Below are 15,470 nucleotides of genomic sequence, written 5' to 3'. Positions count from 1 at the left end.
CCACACCGCCAGCCCCGAGAGGGCGCGGCGGCTCGACCCGTGCAAACGGACAATATGGCAAAGAAGATGCTCATCGACGCCACCCACGCGGAAGAGACCCGTGTCGTGGTGGTGGACGGAAACAAGGTCGAGGAATTCGACTTCGAATCCGAGAACAAGCGGCAACTCGCCGGCAATATCTATCTCGCAAAAGTAACGCGGGTCGAGCCGTCGCTGCAGGCGGCCTTCGTCGATTACGGCGGCAACCGTCACGGCTTCCTGGCCTTCTCGGAAATCCACCCGGATTATTACCAGATCCCCATCGCCGACCGTCAGGCGCTGATGGAAGAAGAAGAGGCCCAGGCACGCGCCGAGGCCGAGGAAGAAAACAAGCCCAAGTCGCGCCGCTCCTCGCGCTCGCGCAGCCGCAAGAAGGCCGCTCCCGAGAACGCCGAGACCGGCGATCAGGTCGCGAAGAAGGAGTCCGGCGATGTCGCGGGGATGGAGACCATCGATCTCGGCGAAGGCGAGAACGACGGCGACACGCCCGAGGACGGCGAAGGCCTCTCCCCGATGGAGACCGTGGCCGAAACGCCGGTCGAGGAACCTTCCGAAGACGCGAATTCGTCCGACGATGACAACGGGTCCGACGAGGACAACGGGTCCGACGAGACCGACAAGCGGCACGACGATTCCATCGAATCCGTCGCCGATGACGACACCGAGGAAGACATCCGGCCCGTGCGGAAACCGCGCCAGCGCCGCTACAAGATCCAGGAAGTCATCAAGGTCCGCCAGATCCTGCTGGTGCAGGTCGTCAAGGAAGAGCGCGGCAACAAGGGCGCGGCTCTGACCACCTACCTGTCGCTCGCGGGTCGCTATTGCGTTCTGATGCCGAACACCGCGCGCGGCGGCGGCATCTCCCGCAAGATCACCAACGCGCAGGACCGCTCCAAGCTCAAGGAGATCGCGGGCGAGATCGACGTGCCGAAAGGCGCGGGCCTCATCATCCGCACCGCGGGCGCCAAGCGCACCCGCACCGAGATCAAGCGCGATTACGAATATCTCCAGCGTCTCTGGGAGCAGATCCGCGAGCTGACGCTGCAGAGCATCGCGCCCGCGAAGATCTACGAGGAAGGCGACCTCATCAAACGCTCGATCCGCGATCTATACAATCGCGACATCGACGAGGTGCATGTGGAAGGCGAGCGCGGCTACCGCATCGCCAAGGACTTCATGAAGATGATCATGCCGTCCCACGCCAAGAACGTGAAACATTATGTCGACCCGATGCCGCTGTTCGCGCGCTACCAGGTCGAGAGCTACCTGTCGTCGATGTTCAACCCGACGGTCCAGCTCAAGTCGGGCGGCTACATCGTCATCGGCGTCACCGAGGCGCTCGTCGCCATCGATGTGAACTCCGGCCGGGCCACCAAGGAAGGCTCGATCGAGGAGACCGCGCTCAAGACCAACCTCGAGGCCGCCGAAGAGGTGGCCCGCCAGCTGCGTCTGCGCGATCTCGCGGGTCTCATCGTCATCGACTTCATCGACATGGACGAGCGCAAGAACAATTCCGCCGTCGAGAAGAAGCTGAAGGACAAGCTGAAAACCGACCGTGCGCGCATCCAAGTGGGCCGCATCTCGGGCTTCGGCCTTCTGGAGATGAGCCGCCAGCGTCTGCGCCCCGGCATGATCGAGGCGACGACCGCGCCTTGTCCGTCCTGCCACGGCACCGGCCTGATCCGCTCGGACGACAACATGGCGCTGCAGATCCTGCGCCAGATCGAGGAAGAGGGCACGCGCCGTCGCTCCCGCGAGGTGCGCGTCAAATGCCCCGTGGGAATCGCCAATTACCTCATCAACCAGAAGCGCGAGCATGTCGCCGGGATCGAGCTGCGTTACGGCATGGCCGTGATGATCGAGGGCGATCCGTCGCTTGTCTCGCCGGATTTCTCGATGGAGAAATTCAAGACCGCGTCCCGCACCGTGCCCGAGCCGACGTCGCCGGTGATCTCGGCGGATACCTCGATCATGGCGGCCATCGATGCCGACAGCGAGGCCGAGGACGACGAGGATATTCCCGACGAGATCGATCCGTCCGAGGCTCCGCCCGCACCGGGGGCCTCGGCCGAAGACGAGGGTGAGCAGAAGCCCAAGAAGCGCCGCCGCCGTCGCCGCCGCTCGAAGAAGTCCAGCAAGGGCGAGAACGGCCAGGACAGCTCAGACCACAATGGGGATGACCAGGACGACGCGCAATCGAAGGACAACGGCAACGAGGCCGAGACCGCTCCCGAGGCGGAGCCCGTGAGCGCCGAGGCCAGCGAGACGCCCGAGGCCGCAGCCGACAGTGCCGAAGACGCGCCGAAGCCCAAGAAAACCACGCGCAGCCGCGCGTCCTCGTCTTCGCGTTCTCGCAAGCCGTCGACCAAGAAGCCCGCGCCCGCGCCCGCGCCCGAGGCCGAGACCGCCGAGGCCGCGGCCGAGACCCCGGTCGCGGACGAGCCCGCGCAGACGGCAGATCCCGCCCCCGAGGCCGAGGAGAAGCCCAAGCGCAAGCGCGCGCCGCGCAAGAAGAAGGTCGAGCCCGAACTGACCGAGGAACGCGCCGACGAGGCCGCCACCGAGGAAGTCGCGGCGGAGCCCGAGGCCGCGCCGGTCGACGAGAAGATCGAGGAGGCACCCGCCGCCCCCGAACCGGCGGCGGTCGAGACCGGAGCGGCGACGCCCGAACCGGCCCCCGAAGAGGCGGCCACGGTCGAGCCGACCCCGGCGGAGCCTACCGAGGAGCCCCGCCCGCTCGAACCGGCCGAGACGGCAGAGAGCGAGGGCGCTCCCGACGAGGCGAAGCCCAAGAAACGTGGTTGGTGGAACCTGGGCCGCTGACCGCACTCGTGCGCCGCAGGTTCCGCAACGGGATCTGCGGCGTCACGTCTTGCCCGTGATCTCGGGAACAGGCGCGCGCTAGCGCTTCTCGATCACCCAATACATGATCCCGCTTTCCTCGCGGCTGTCGATCAGCCCGTGACCGCTCTCGGCGCAGAAATGCGGCATGTCCACGACCGCGGCGGGATCGTCCGTCATCACGTGGATGCGCATGCCGGGCTCGAGGGCCGACAGGCGTTTGCGGGTTTTCAGAACGGGCAGGGGGCATAGGAGCCCCCGGGCATCTAGCTCGTGATCCATACGCCTCGAAATATTGGGCGGTGCTGCCGCTGTCCAGCCGACATTGTTTCACATCCGCCACGCGCATGTGACGCTTGGCCCCGTGACGCCGCCCGGCCGATACCCTAAGGCTGGGCGCATGTTCGGAATCGAGATCATCGACGCTAGCCTCCTGCCGGCCATGACGGTCGCGCTCCTCGCGGGCGGGCTGTCGTTCCTGAGCCCCTGCGTTCTGCCCATCGTGCCGCCTTATCTCGCCTTCATGTCCGGCGTTTCCGTGAACGAGATGCAGGGCGGTGGCTCGGCGCGGGCGCGCGCGGGCCTTGCCGCTTTGTTCTTCGTTCTGGGCCTCTCGACCGTCTTTATCTTGCTGGGCTTCACAGCGTCCTGGCTTGGCACGCTGTTCCTGCAGAACCAGGTGCTTCTGGCGCGGATCTCGGGCGTCGTCGTGATCGTCTTCGGCCTGCACTTCCTGGGGCTCTTTCGCATTCCCTTCCTCGATCGCGAGGCGCGGATCGAGGTGGGCGACAGCGGCGGCTCGGCGTTCGGCGCGTATATTCTCGGCCTGGCCTTCGCCTTCGGCTGGACCCCTTGTATCGGCCCGCAACTGGGCGCGATCCTGTCGCTCGCGGCCTCCGAGGCCAATGCCGGGCGCGGCGCGCTGCTTCTGGGCGTCTACGCGGCGGGCCTTGGCATACCATTCCTGCTCGCGGCGCTGTTCCTGACCCGTGCGATGGGCCTCATGAACCGGATCAAGCGCCACATGGCGCTGATCGAAAAGGTCATGGGCGGGCTTCTGGTCGCGGTCGGCCTCGCGCTCGTGACGGGTGCGTTCACCGCCTTCTCATTCTGGCTCCTCGAGACCTTCCCCGCGCTCGCGACCCTCGGGTGATCGCGCAACATTCCTGACGGCCCGGCCCGAGCCGTTCAGAAAATCGCCTTAAACCTGCCCCGAAGGCAGAGTAGCCTTTTCCTGTCAGAGCGAGGGACGGGCATATGCCACAATCGGGTCAGGAGGTGCGCCGGAGGCGGGTGATCTACATTCCCGGCTACGATCCCATCCATCCGCGCCGATATCGCGAGCTCTACCGCAAGGAAGCCGCGGCGCAGGCCGCGATTTCGGGATACGAGATCGCGCTCAAGCCGAAGACCACGAAAGGCCCCTATGGTTGGCACGTTGAAAGCGTGATCGACGGGCAGGTCGCGGATGCCGATATCGAAGTGCTGGTCTGGTCCGACATCGTGCGGGACAGCATGTCCGATTCCATCCCTGCCACCTATCTCAGCCTCGTGCGGACCGCCTGGGCCTATATCGGCAGCGGCGCGCTCTGGCGGCTGATGCGCCTGAGAAAAGGGCCGGTGATCGCGGCGCTCTACCCGATCGGGATGCTGCTCTTTCAGGCGCTGATCGCTCTTTTGGCCGCCTGGGGGCTGGCGCGCGGAGTGCAGCTCCTCGCTCCGGGGCCGGAGCTCCTCGCCTTGGTGCTGGGCTGGATCGCGGGCGGGGCGGTCGGTATCTGGCTCCTGCGCTGGTTCAAGGCCAAGGACGGCAAGTTCTTCGCCTATTACCTCATGCACGATTACTCCTATTCCGCGCGCCATCGCGGCGCGAACCCGCCCGAGCTCGAAGCGCGGATGGCCGCGTTCGGCGACACGATCGCCGAGGCGCTCCGATCGGATGTCGACGAGGTGCTCGTTGTCGGCCATTCCTCGGGCGCGCATCTGGGTGTTTCGATCCTGGCCGACCTCATCCGCGCAAAGCGCGTTCCCGCAAACGGCCCGCGTCTTGCGTTTCTGTCGCTGGGGCAGGTGGTGCCGATGGTCTCCTTCCTTCCCGATGCCCATCGCCTCCGGGCGGATCTGCACTTCCTGTCCGCCCGCGACGAGCTGACCTGGATCGACGTGACCGCGCCCGGGGATGGCTGCGCTTTCGCGCTCTGCGATCCGGTCTCGGTCTCGGGTGTCGCGCCTGCGAACAAGCGCTGGCCGCTGGTCTTCTCGGCGCAATTCACCCGCTCGCTCAGCCCCGAACGCTGGAAAGAGCTGCGCTGGCGCTTCTTCCGGCTGCATTTCCAGTATCTCTGCGCCTTCGATGCGCCGCTCGACTACGATTACTTCCAGATCACCGCGGGCCCCGTGAGCCTGGCCACGCGCTACGAAGACCGCCCGGCCTCGGCGAGCCGCATCGACGCGGCGGTCTCCAAGTTCACCTCAATGGCCGCATGATCCCACCGAAACCGCCCTCCCGGCCGGATCGCGTCTCGCTCTGGCGTTATGCGAAACTCTTCCGTCAGGACATCCTGTCGGCCCAGCCCGCGCGGCTCTACCGCGCCTGGATGGCGGAGTTCCGCACGCCCTTCTTCCGCTCCTACCTCTTGAACCAGCCCGACCTCGTGAGGACCGTGCTGAAGGACCGCCCCCGCGATTTCCCGAAATCGGACCGGATCGGCGCGGGCTTGCGTCCGCTTCTCGGCGAGAGCGTCTTTCTGACCAACGGCGCCACTTGGGAGCGGCAGCGCCGCATCATCGATCCGGCCTTCGAGGGCGGACGTTTGGGCGATACCTGGGCGCCGATGTGGGCGGCGGGGCAGGAGGCCGTGGCGCGGCTCAGATTGCGGACCGGCACGCCCGTCGAGATCGAGGCCGAGACCAGCCACGCCGCCGCCGATGTCATCTTCCGCACGCTCTTCTCCATCCCGATCGAGGACGAGATGGCGCAGGCGGTTTTCCACGAGTTCCGCGCCTACCAGCGCAGCCAGCCGATCCTGAACCTCGCCGCCTTCCTGCCGAAACTGTCGCTTCTGCCGAGGTTCTTCCGGCGCGACACGAAGGCGTCGGCGGCGCGAATCCGCGCTCTCATCACCGAGATGACCGCACGGCGTCAGGCGGAGATCGCGGCCGGCACCGCGCCTGACGATCTTGCGACGAAGATCATGACGACGCCCGACCCGGAGACCGGCGAGACCTTCTCGGCGTCGGAGATGGTCGACCAGGTGGCGATCTTCTTTCTTGCAGGCCACGAGACCTCCGCCTCGGCGCTGGCCTGGGCGCTCTATCTCCTCGCCACGCATCCCGACTGGCAGATGCGCGTCGCGGAGGAGGCGCGGGCGCTGACCGGCGCGGCCTCGGATATGGGGCGGCTGAAGGTCAGCCGGGACGTCTTCCGCGAGGCGCTGCGGCTCTATCCGCCGGTGCCGATGATGGTGCGCGAGGCAAGCTGCCCCGAGCGCTTCCGAGACCGCGACGTGCCGAAGGGCGCGCAGCTTGTCCTGAGCCCCTGGCACCTCCATCGGCACGAGCGGCTTTGGGAGAACCCGGACGGGTTCGACCCCGCACGATGGGGCACGGAGAATGGCAAGACCTGCGCGCGGGAGGCGTTCATCCCCTTCTCGGCCGGCAGGCGTGTCTGTACGGGGGCAGGCTTTGCGATGGTTGAAGGGCCGCTTCTTCTCTCGCTGATCGCACGCGCCTTCGAAATCACGCCGTCGGGCGGGCCGCCGCCCGTGCCCGTGGCGCATCTGACGGTGCGCTCCCGCGACGGGATCCACCTCGTCCTCAAGTCGCGCGATCAAGGAAAATCAGAGGTTTAGCGCTAACCGCGCTCCTGCGCGGCTATCCTTCGTTCAATCCTTGCGGTAAATCTCTGACCGACGAATTCAGGAACGAGGGCCGCATCATGGCACGGGACAACAACACTTTCGAGCAGCAGAAGAGCCGCATGGCCAAGGAGGCGGGCTTCATTGCCGCGCTCGATCAGTCGGGCGGCTCCACGCCCAAGGCGCTTCGGCTCTACGGGGTCGAGGAAAGCGAATATTCGGGCGATGACGAGATGTTCGCCGAGATCCACAAGATGCGGACACGGATCATCACCTCCCCGCATTTCTCCTCCGAGAAGGTGCTGGGCGCGATCCTGTTCGAGAAGACCATGCGCGGCGAGGTCGAAGGCCGCCCGACCGCCGAAGCGCTCTGGGGCGCGAAGGGCGTGGTGCCCTTTCTGAAAATCGACAAGGGCCTCGAGGACGAAGCGCAGGGCGTGCAGCTGATGAAGCCGATCCCGGGGCTCAACGATCTGCTGAAAGAGGCCGTCGCGCATGGTATCTTCGGCACCAAGGAGCGCTCGGTCATCAAACATGCAGATCGCGACGGCATCGAAGCGATCGTGACGCAGCAATTCGAGCTCGGCCTGCAGGTCGTGGATGCGGGCCTCGTGCCGATCCTTGAGCCGGAAGTGGACATCCATTCGGAGACCAAGGCCGAGGCAGAGGCGATGCTGCGCGATGCGATCCTGTCGCATCTGGACACGCTTGAGGAGGGTCAGGACGTCATGCTCAAGCTGACCATCCCGACCGCGCCGGGCCTTTACGATGCGCTTGCGGACCACCCGCGGGTGGTGCGCGTCGTCGCCCTGTCTGGCGGCTATTCCACCGACGAGGCCTGCGAGCGCCTGTCCGCGAACCCCAAGATGATCGCGAGCTTCTCCCGCGCGCTGACCGAAGGTCTGTCGAAGGGCCAGACGGATTCGGAATTCAACGCGGCGCTCGGCGAGAATATCGACAAGATCTACGCCGCATCGGCCTGATCCGAAGGAGCGCGAGGCGAGGCGCCTCGCGCGCTTGATATGTCACGGGCGGCGTAGCCGCCCGCTCCGGTTTGCCTCCGGCGGCGGTATTTTCGCCAACCCAAAAGAGCGGGGTGGCGCTCTTGCCCGAAGACATGAAAAAGGGCCGGCGGGATATGCCGGCCCTTCCTTGTGAGCGGAGAGAGGCTCAGCCCTCGTAGCGCTCCATATTTTGCAGCTCGTCGCGCGTCATGTCGGTGTAGAGACGCAGATCATCGCCGTCTTCGGCTTGCATCGCGGTCAGCTCACCGGTGTCGATGGCGACATCGCGCTCGCCGATCCCGAGGAAGCCGCCGACGCCGACGATGACCTGGTCGATCGTCTCGCCGCTTTCGGCGACGACGTTCTTGATCGCGCCGATGCGCTCGCCATTGGTGTTGTAGAGCACGCCGTTCGAGACGGCATCGCGGCCGAGATCGGTCATCGCCACCGCTTCATAGCCATCGACCTGCATGTCCGAGCCGGTTGCCGCATCGTTTTCAGCGGTGTCCGTCGTTTCCTCGGATTGGCTCTCGCTGGACGTGGCCTCGGCGGATTGGCTGTCGCCTTCCGCGCTGTCGTCGGACTGGCTGTCGCTGGCGGTGTCCGTCTGCGTGTCGCTTTCGCCCGATTGCGTGTTCGAGCTTTGCTCGTCGGAGGTCTCGCCGGAGCTGTTCGCCTCGTCGGCGTCGGCAGATTGCATGGTGATCTGCGGCTCGCCCGATTGCGTAAGCTCGATATTGGGCTCACCCTGCATCGTCACTTCGACATTCGGCTCGGAGGATTCGTAGGTCACATTCGGCTGACCGGCGCTCTCATAGGTGACGTTCGCGGAGCTGGCTTCCGCGTCGCCGCCCGATTGCTCAGCCGACGCGCTGTCGTCGTCGCCGTTCTCCGAAGATCCCGCGCCATCCTGATAGGTCACGACGGGGTCCGCTTGCGTCAGGTTGACCTGTGCGTTCTCGATCGGCTGCAGGTCTTGGGCCTCACCCTGCGAATAGGTGGAGCCGGACTGCTCGTCCTCGACCTGAACGCCGTCACCCGTGGCATCGGCATTGTCGACCACGCGGAGATCAAGATTCACCTGCGGCGGTGCCTGCTGCACCGAGACGCTCGGCTCGGACTGCCGCACCTCGACCTGAGGTTCGGCGTTCGCCACGTTCACATCCGGGTCGGGCATCGTGATGATGATTTCGGGGGCCGGCTGGTCGATGGTGACGGTGGGCTGCGCCATCTCGAATGTCACATTGGCCTGCGGCTGGCGGACCGTGATCTCGGGCTGCTGCTGGGAGACGGTGACGTCAGGACGGTCATTCTCTACCGTGACCTCTGTCTCGCCTTGGTTCACGTCGACCTGCGGGGTCTCGCGGCTGAGACGTACGACGCCCTCGACCACGCGTTCCTCGTCGATCTGGACGGTCGTGGTTTCACGCTCGGCGACGCTGGCGTCTGCCTCTGCTTCAGCACTCGCGCTATCGCTGTCACTCGCGCTGTCCTGCGCCTGATCGCCGCCGGAGCTGTCGCTTTCGGCTTGCTCGATCATGGTGAGCTGCGTCTCGCAGGCATCGGCATTGCCTTCCTCCACGATACGCTGCAGCTCGTCTTCACTCATCGAGACGGACTCGGGTGCACCGTCCTCGATCATCGCGGAGAGTTCGTCGCAGGGCGCGTCGCTGTCTTGCGCGAAGGCTGTGCCGGCCATCGCGGGAAGCGTCAGGGCCGAAGTCAGAAGTAGGCGTCTAAGGGTCATGTGATCCGTTCCTCCGTTTGGACTGTTCACGGTTTCGAGAACAAATCGGAGTCGCAGATGTTCCTTTTAGGAGAGCAAAAATACGCCAAAAAACAATGACTTTCGGGCGTTTCTCGTAGTTGTGCCCCGTGATTTCCGGAGTTTGACAAAAATACGCATCTCAAAAAAATAATTTATATCAACAAGAAGGGCGGCCTGTGACGACCGCCCCGAAAGTTCCATGGATTTTTTTGTCCCTCCGGCGGAAACCGGCCGCCAAACGGCCTTCGGGTCCGCTCAGGTCGAGGCTTTGGCCAGTGCCTGGTCGAGGTCGCGGATGAGGTCGTCGGCATCCTCGATCCCGATGGAGATCCGCACCACGTTCGGTGCGGCGCCGGCGGCGATCTGCTGTTCTTCGCTGAGCTGCCGGTGCGTCGTGGAGGCCGAATGGATCACGAGGCTTCGGGTGTCGCCAAGATTGGCGACGTGGCTGAAGAGCTCGAGCGAATCCACGAATTTCACGCAGGCCTCATAGCCGCCCTTGAGCGCGACGGTGAAGAGCCCGCCCGCGCCCTTGGGGCAGATCTGCGCGACGCGCGAGTGATACGGCGAGGAGGGCAGACCGGCATAGGTCACGCCTTCGACGGCCGCGTGCCCTTCAAGCCAGCCGGCCACTTTTTCCGCGTTCCCCACGTGTTTCTTCATGCGAAGCGACAGCGTCTCGATCCCCATCAGCGTGTAGTGCGCGGCTTGCGGGTTCAGCGTCATGCCGAGATCGCGCAGGCCAACCGCGATGCCGTGGAAGGTGAAGGCGAGCGGGCCGAACGTCTCGTGGAACTTGAGACCGTGATAGGCCGGCTCTGGCTCGGAGAGCGACGGGAACTTGCCCGAGGCGGACCAGTCGAAGGTGCCGCTGTCGACGACGACGCCGCCCGTGACCGTGCCGTTGCCGGTCAGGAACTTCGTCATGGAATGCACGACCAGGGTCGCGCCATGCTCGATCGGACGGCAGAGATAGGGGGTGGCGGAGGTGTTGTCGACGATGAGCGGCAGGCCCGCGTCGCTCGCGACCTTGGCGGCCGCGTCGAGATCGGTGATGTAGCCGCCGGGATTGGCGATGCTCTCGCAGAAGACCGCGCGCGTGTCGTCGTCGATCGCCGCGGCAACCGCGTCCATGTCGTCGAAATCGACGAATTTCGCGGACCAGCCGAAGCGATGGATCGTCTGGCTGAACTGGGTGATCGAGCCGCCGTAAAGACGCGTCGAGACGACGATGTTCTTGCCCGGACCCATCAGCGGGAACAGCGCCATGATCTGCGCCGCGTGACCCGATGAGCAGCAGACCGCGCCTTGGCCGCCTTCCAGCATCGCCATCTTTTCCTGCAGGACGGCCACTGTCGGGTTCGTCAGGCGGGAATAGATGAAGCCCACTTCCTGCAGGTTGAAGAGCGCCGCGGCATGGTCGGCATCGCGGAACACGTAGGCGGTCGTCTGGTAGATGGGCGTCTGCCGCGCGCCGGTTGCCGGATCGGGCCGCGCCCCGGCATGGATGAGTAGCGTGTCGAAACCGTATTCGCTCATGGAATATCCCTCCCTTTCGTTGCGCCAGACGCTAGGCGATCTCGGCGCGGCCTGAAAGAGGGATCAGTCCTTCGGCAGGTCCCCGGTCCGGTCGAGCCAGAGCAGCATGCCGAAGATCGCGCCGAGCGCGATCACCGCCGCGGCCAGACCGAGAAGCAGGAACCCTGAGACGGTCTCGAGTTCGATCACGATGAGCTTTCGGACGACGGCGAGGATGCCGATGACGAGGACGATCCGCACCTGCGCGTAGCCGCGGTGGCCCTCGACCATGAGCTTCACGGAATGGGCGAGCTCCAGCGCGATCACCGCGCCGAGGAGGAGGTCGAAGAGCTGCTGGAGCGTCGTATAAGACACTTGCCAGCTGTCCTGGAGCGCGACTTCCGCGGTCAGCCGCAGGAAGCTCGCCGTCGCGATGACGATGACAGCCGCAACACCGACGAGAAGCGCGAGGGCGACCAGCGTCGCGAAGTGTTCGAAAAGCTTGCCGATTTTCTCCGTCATGGACGCCGAATTAGGGCGCGAGGCGCCGAAGTCCCGTCTCAGCGCATCCAGAACCCGTTCTTCTTGATGCGGTTGCGGATCGCCTGCTCCTTGCGCGGCAGGTCGTCTTGGTCGAAGAGCGCGCGCACTTTCGCACCGCGCCCCTGGTAGACCATCCGCTTGATCGGCTCGGAGCCCTTGAGCACCTTCTTGACCTTGTTGGGCGCGGTGATCTCTTCGAGAAGCTGCACCACGGCATCGTCTTCGCGCGCATAGAGAAGCGGCAGGAGCCGGTAGTGACAGCTTGTCGACCCGTCGAGCCATCCGGGCTCCAGCGCGTCGCGCCCGCCGCCGAGGGAATGGATCACGAGGGGCAGGGCAACCTGGTCGAGCCAGGGGGCGAGGCTCTGGCAGACGAGCTCGGACGGCGGATCGTCACGGATCGCCAGCGCGTAGTCCAGGAACCGTTCGGCAAAGGCGCGGGCTTCTTTGTAGTAGAAGAAGCCCGCGTTGAAATAGAGGTAGCGCTGCCAGTACTCGTCGGGCTGCGTCAGGTCCAGCGAGCTGTCGAAGTCGAGCCCGAACTTGTCGTAGAGGCTTTTCCAGATCGCCGCGTAGCCCGGCCCGTAGAGCTCTATCTCGGGCCATGTGCCTTCACGCCGCAGCGAGGCGGAGGGCCGTGCGAAATCGAACGGCACCTTGTCGAGATCCCCGGTGATGAGCGTATCGGTGTCGAAGAAGATGAAGGGCTCATCGGGCGGCAGCGCGAAGAGGGCCTCGATCTTGTTGCCATAGGGATAGGCCGCGCCGAAATGCCGGCTCTGGAAAGGTAGGAAGGTCGCGCCCTGATCTTCCAGAAGCGCGCGCAGATCGGCATCCTGAATGCGCGGATCACCGGGCCAGAGCGGGCCGGGCTCGGGTTCCGCGATAAAGAGGCGGAACCTGGTGCCCGTCGTGCGCGCGTTCAGCGACAGCGCAAAGAGCGCCGCCTCGTAACCGAGACGCCCGTCTTGCCCGACGATGACAATGTTCACCCTGCGCGGCGGCGCTTTCTTCTTGGCCATTCTGCCGACTGCTCTTGCCCTGTGGCGCGGAGCCTAGCCCATCGCTGCGCGCTTTGGAATGGCGCGTTCACTCCACGCTGTAAGGCAGAACGCCCCGCTGGTCGGGATCGATCGAGAGCCGACGCTCCAGGGGCGGCACGGAGCGTTGATGGCAGTTCCGCCGCTCGCAGATCCGGCAGGAAATGCCGATCGGCTCGAAGGCGTCCGAGCGGCTGAGATCGAGATCGTCTGCATAGGTGAGCGCGCCCGCATGGGCGACCTCGCAGCCAAGCGCGATGGCATAGCGCCGCGTCGGCGCGCCGAACCTTCCGCCTGGCTTGGAGACGTCGCGCGCAAGGCTGATATAGCGCATCCCGTCCGGCGTCTCGGCGAGCTGGCGCAGGAAACGGCCCGGCGTCTCGAAGGCGCGGTGCACGTTCCACAAGGGGCAGGCCCCGCCGAACCGCGCGAATTGCAGACGGGTCGCCGAATGGCGCTTGGTGATCGTGCCGGCCTGGTCGACGCGGACGAAGAAGAAGGGGATGCCCTTTGCGCCCGGACGCTGAAGCGTGGAGAGCCGGTGCGCCACCTGCTCGATCGAGGCGTGAAAGCGCGCGGCCAGCAGCTCGAGATCGTGGCGCACTTCGTGGGCGGCCTCGAGGAAGGTGGTGTAGGGCATGAGCGCCGCGCCCGCGAAGTAATTGGCAAGCCCGATCTTGGCGATGGCGCGCGCCTCGTCCGATTGGAATCGCGCAAGGTCGAGCGTCGCCTCCAAGAGCTTTTCCTGCTCGAGAAGCGCGATTTGCAGCAGGAGCTGGAAGAGCTGGGTCTCGAACGGCACCAGCGACGAGATCATCAAGAGCTTCAATTCGGGGTCGTAGAAGCGCAGCCGCGCATCGCGAATGAATCGAGTCTCGATCCCCCGCGCGGCAAGATGGGCGACGAGCGCGCGGCGCGGATCGTCTCCGGTCTCTGTCTCGCGGGCGAAGCGCTCCGCCGCGCGGTCCACCGCATCGATGTAATTGTCGCAATAATGGAAGAAGTCGCGGACTTCCTCCCAGGGCGAGGGGGCAAGGCGCGCATCCTCGCGCCCGAGCGCCTCGTCGAGAGAGGCGAGGCGGTCGTGGCTTTGCCGGTAGGCGCGGTGGAGTTCGAGGAAGGCGCGGGCGAGGGCCGGGGCGTTCGAGGCGGTGAGCCGCAGGTCGGCCAGGGGCGGTGCGTCGGCAAAGACCGGATCGGCAAGCGCCTCGCGCATATCGGTGATGAGCCGCTCCGCGTCGCCCTGGCTGAGCTCGGTCACGTCGAACCCGAACTCCTGCGCCAGCGCCAGTACGACCGTGGTGGAGACCGGGCGGTTATTGTTCTCCATCTGGTTCAGATAGGGCAGCGACACGCCGAGCTTGGCCGCGAAATCGCGCTGCGTGAGGCTCAGCCGCTGTCGCAGGTCGCGCAGCTTCGCGCCCGCGTAGAGTTTCTGGAGCGCCATGCCCGGCACCTTTTTGCAAACCGCTTTGCACCAGTTTGCAAAATGTTCAGGCGGGGTCCAGCCGGGAAATCTGCCGCTCGCGCCGGATCACGACGAGGATCGAGAAGACGCCGAGGATCGCGGTGCCGAGTTGCAGCCAAAGAAGCGGCCATGCCCCGGTGCCGGGTTGCAGAAGCGCGCCCGCCGCAGCCGAAAGCGCAGCGCCGAAGCCGATCATGATCGCGCCCGCGAGCCCCGAGGCGGTGCCTGCGAGGTGCGGGCGCACCGATAGAGCCCCGGCGGTCGCATTCGGGATGGTCATGCCGTTGCCGAGGCCGACGAAACACATGAACCCGAAGAAGGACAGCGCCGAGCCTGCGCCGATCAGGAAGACGACCATCGAGGCCGCGATGCCCGCACCGTTGATGATCGTGCCGACAAGCACCATGCGGTTCACGCCGAAATCCGTCGAGAACCGGCCCGAAGCGTAATTCCCCAGGAAGTAGCCCACTGCCGGCGCTCCGAAGAAAATGCCGAGAAGCGCGGGCGAGAGGCCGAAAACCTCCGAGCCGACGAAAGGCGCGCCGCCGAGATAGGCGAAAAAGGCGCCCGAGGACATGCCCGCCGCCATTGCATAGCCCCAGAACCGCGGGGAGCGCAGAAGCTCGGGATATTCGCGGAATTGCTGCGAGAGGGTGAGGCCCGAGGGGCGCGCCGTCTCGCCGAGATCGCGCCATGTAAGCCAGAAGAGCGCAAGCCCGCAGAGAAGAAGAAGCCAGAAATTCGACTGCCAGCCGAAGACCTGGTCGAGGACGCCGCCGATGGCCGGGCCGATCATCGGCACGACCGCCATGCCCATCGTCACGTAGCCGATCATCGAGGCGGCCTTGTCCTGCGGGACCATGTCGCGGACCACGGCGCGGCTCAGGACCATCGCGGTCACGATCGCGGCCTGGATCATGCGGAAGATGAGGAAGACGTAGATATCCGTGGCGAAGATGCAGCCCACCGTCGCCACGCAGAAGATCCCGATTCCGCCCAGGATCACCGGACGCCGACCGAACTTGTCAGAGACCGGGCCGACGAAGATTTGCAGAACCGCGTTCACACCGAGGTAGATCGCGACCGAAAGCTGCACGAGCCGATATTCGGTGTCGAAATACTCGACCATCCGGGGCAGGCTCGGCAGGAAGATGTTCATGGTCAGCGCCGAGACGCCCGACAACAGGATCAGCGTGGCGATGTGCGGCGGGGTGCTGCGGTCGAGAAACCGCGTATCGGGAGCGCTCATGCCTCCGGTTTAGGGCGCGCGGCGGGGAAGGGCAATCGGTCCGCTGCGGCCAGCTCGGTTCGCATGTTTGCAATTAGCAAAGCAAGATTTTTCCAAACTTTGCAAATTTGCCGAATTTTTCTTGTCCGGCGGTCACGGATTTG

Annotated in this window: 12 protein-coding genes; 5 read left to right on the top strand and 7 right to left on the bottom strand. The window is 65.3% G+C overall.

Going from position 1 to position 15,470, the window contains the following annotated elements; genetic code table 11:
* Positions 1-54 precede the first annotated feature (54 nt).
* Entirely contained in the window at positions 55-2,862 is a 2,808-nt protein-coding gene (locus BM171_RS05945) for an Rne/Rng family ribonuclease (protein ID WP_093009916.1), read from the top strand.
* Between the two features lie 78 nt (positions 2,863-2,940).
* Here BM171_RS05945 and BM171_RS05940 read toward each other — a convergent pair whose 3' ends face one another.
* Complete coding sequence (locus BM171_RS05940; RefSeq protein ID WP_093009915.1) at positions 2,941-3,162, bottom strand: sulfurtransferase TusA family protein; 222 nt, start codon at positions 3,160-3,162, stop codon at positions 2,941-2,943.
* A gap of 118 nt (positions 3,163-3,280) precedes the next feature.
* Here BM171_RS05940 and BM171_RS05935 point away from each other — a divergent pair, with 118 nt between their 5' ends.
* From BM171_RS05935 to BM171_RS05920, 4 genes are all read left to right on the top strand, one after another.
* The gene (locus tag BM171_RS05935) at positions 3,281-4,033 is read left to right on the top strand and encodes a cytochrome c biogenesis CcdA family protein (RefSeq protein ID WP_093009914.1); all 753 of its coding nucleotides are present in this window, start codon (positions 3,281-3,283) and stop codon (positions 4,031-4,033) included.
* 104 nt (positions 4,034-4,137) lie between these two features.
* Complete coding sequence (locus BM171_RS05930; protein ID WP_093009913.1) at positions 4,138-5,367, top strand: hypothetical protein; 1,230 nt, start codon at positions 4,138-4,140, stop codon at positions 5,365-5,367.
* Entirely contained in the window at positions 5,364-6,731 is a 1,368-nt protein-coding gene (locus BM171_RS05925; protein ID WP_093009912.1) for a cytochrome P450, read from the top strand. The genes BM171_RS05930 and BM171_RS05925 overlap by 4 nt, the downstream gene beginning before the upstream one ends.
* 86 nt (positions 6,732-6,817) lie before the next feature.
* Positions 6,818-7,720, top strand: coding sequence for a fructose bisphosphate aldolase (locus tag BM171_RS05920; protein WP_093009911.1), 903 nt, complete (start codon positions 6,818-6,820; stop codon positions 7,718-7,720).
* 187 nt (positions 7,721-7,907) lie between these two features.
* Here the strand turns inward: BM171_RS05920 and BM171_RS05915 are convergent, their stop codons facing one another.
* The 6 genes from BM171_RS05915 to BM171_RS05890 form a co-directional block, all read right to left on the bottom strand.
* Positions 7,908-9,488, bottom strand: coding sequence for a PRC-barrel domain-containing protein (locus tag BM171_RS05915; protein ID WP_093009910.1), 1,581 nt, complete (start codon positions 9,486-9,488; stop codon positions 7,908-7,910).
* A gap of 276 nt (positions 9,489-9,764) precedes the next feature.
* Positions 9,765-11,048, bottom strand: a complete 1,284-nt coding sequence (locus tag BM171_RS05910; protein ID WP_093009909.1) for an O-acetylhomoserine aminocarboxypropyltransferase/cysteine synthase family protein — start codon at positions 11,046-11,048, stop codon at positions 9,765-9,767.
* A 63-nt stretch (positions 11,049-11,111) separates the two neighbouring features.
* Positions 11,112-11,549 carry a phosphate-starvation-inducible PsiE family protein gene (locus BM171_RS05905; RefSeq protein ID WP_093009908.1) on the bottom strand — a complete coding sequence of 146 codons (438 nt, stop codon included), beginning with the start codon at positions 11,547-11,549 and terminating at the stop codon, positions 11,112-11,114.
* Positions 11,550-11,587: 38 nt separating this feature from the next.
* On the bottom strand, positions 11,588-12,592 hold the full coding sequence (locus BM171_RS05900) for a hypothetical protein (protein ID WP_093009907.1): 1,005 nt from the start codon (positions 12,590-12,592) through the stop codon (positions 11,588-11,590).
* Positions 12,593-12,659: 67 nt separating this feature from the next.
* A complete protein-coding gene (locus BM171_RS05895) occupies positions 12,660-14,057 on the bottom strand; it encodes a helix-turn-helix domain-containing protein (protein WP_093009906.1) in 1,398 nt (465 codons plus the stop codon).
* A 46-nt stretch (positions 14,058-14,103) separates the two neighbouring features.
* Positions 14,104-15,327 (bottom strand): multidrug effflux MFS transporter, encoded by a 1,224-nt coding sequence (locus BM171_RS05890; protein WP_093009905.1) that lies wholly within the window; start codon positions 15,325-15,327, stop codon positions 14,104-14,106.
* Between the last annotated feature and the right edge of the window lie 143 nt (positions 15,328-15,470).

This window comes from Roseivivax halotolerans (genome assembly GCF_900115815.1).
GTDB classification, from domain to species: Bacteria; Pseudomonadota; Alphaproteobacteria; order Rhodobacterales; family Rhodobacteraceae; genus Roseivivax; species Roseivivax halotolerans.
Note: the sequence above shows the minus strand (reverse complement) of the source record. Positions and strands in the feature narration are given on the sequence as shown.

Coding starts and splice junctions, on each gene's coding strand:
- BM171_RS05940 (WP_093009915.1), bottom strand. CDS start 3,162: ATGGATCACGAGCTAGATGCCCGGGGGCTCCTATGCCCCCTGCCCGTT.
- BM171_RS05915 (WP_093009910.1), bottom strand. CDS start 9,488: ATGACCCTTAGACGCCTACTTCTGACTTCGGCCCTGACGCTTCCCGCG.
- BM171_RS05930 (WP_093009913.1), top strand. CDS start 4,138: ATGCCACAATCGGGTCAGGAGGTGCGCCGGAGGCGGGTGATCTACATT.
- BM171_RS05905 (WP_093009908.1), bottom strand. CDS start 11,549: ATGACGGAGAAAATCGGCAAGCTTTTCGAACACTTCGCGACGCTGGTC.
- BM171_RS05935 (WP_093009914.1), top strand. CDS start 3,281: ATGTTCGGAATCGAGATCATCGACGCTAGCCTCCTGCCGGCCATGACG.
- BM171_RS05900 (WP_093009907.1), bottom strand. CDS start 12,592: ATGGCCAAGAAGAAAGCGCCGCCGCGCAGGGTGAACATTGTCATCGTC.
- BM171_RS05920 (WP_093009911.1), top strand. CDS start 6,818: ATGGCACGGGACAACAACACTTTCGAGCAGCAGAAGAGCCGCATGGCC.
- BM171_RS05890 (WP_093009905.1), bottom strand. CDS start 15,327: ATGAGCGCTCCCGATACGCGGTTTCTCGACCGCAGCACCCCGCCGCAC.
- BM171_RS05895 (WP_093009906.1), bottom strand. CDS start 14,057: ATGGCGCTCCAGAAACTCTACGCGGGCGCGAAGCTGCGCGACCTGCGA.
- BM171_RS05925 (WP_093009912.1), top strand. CDS start 5,364: ATGATCCCACCGAAACCGCCCTCCCGGCCGGATCGCGTCTCGCTCTGG.
- BM171_RS05910 (WP_093009909.1), bottom strand. CDS start 11,048: ATGAGCGAATACGGTTTCGACACGCTACTCATCCATGCCGGGGCGCGG.
- BM171_RS05945 (WP_093009916.1), top strand. CDS start 55: ATGGCAAAGAAGATGCTCATCGACGCCACCCACGCGGAAGAGACCCGT.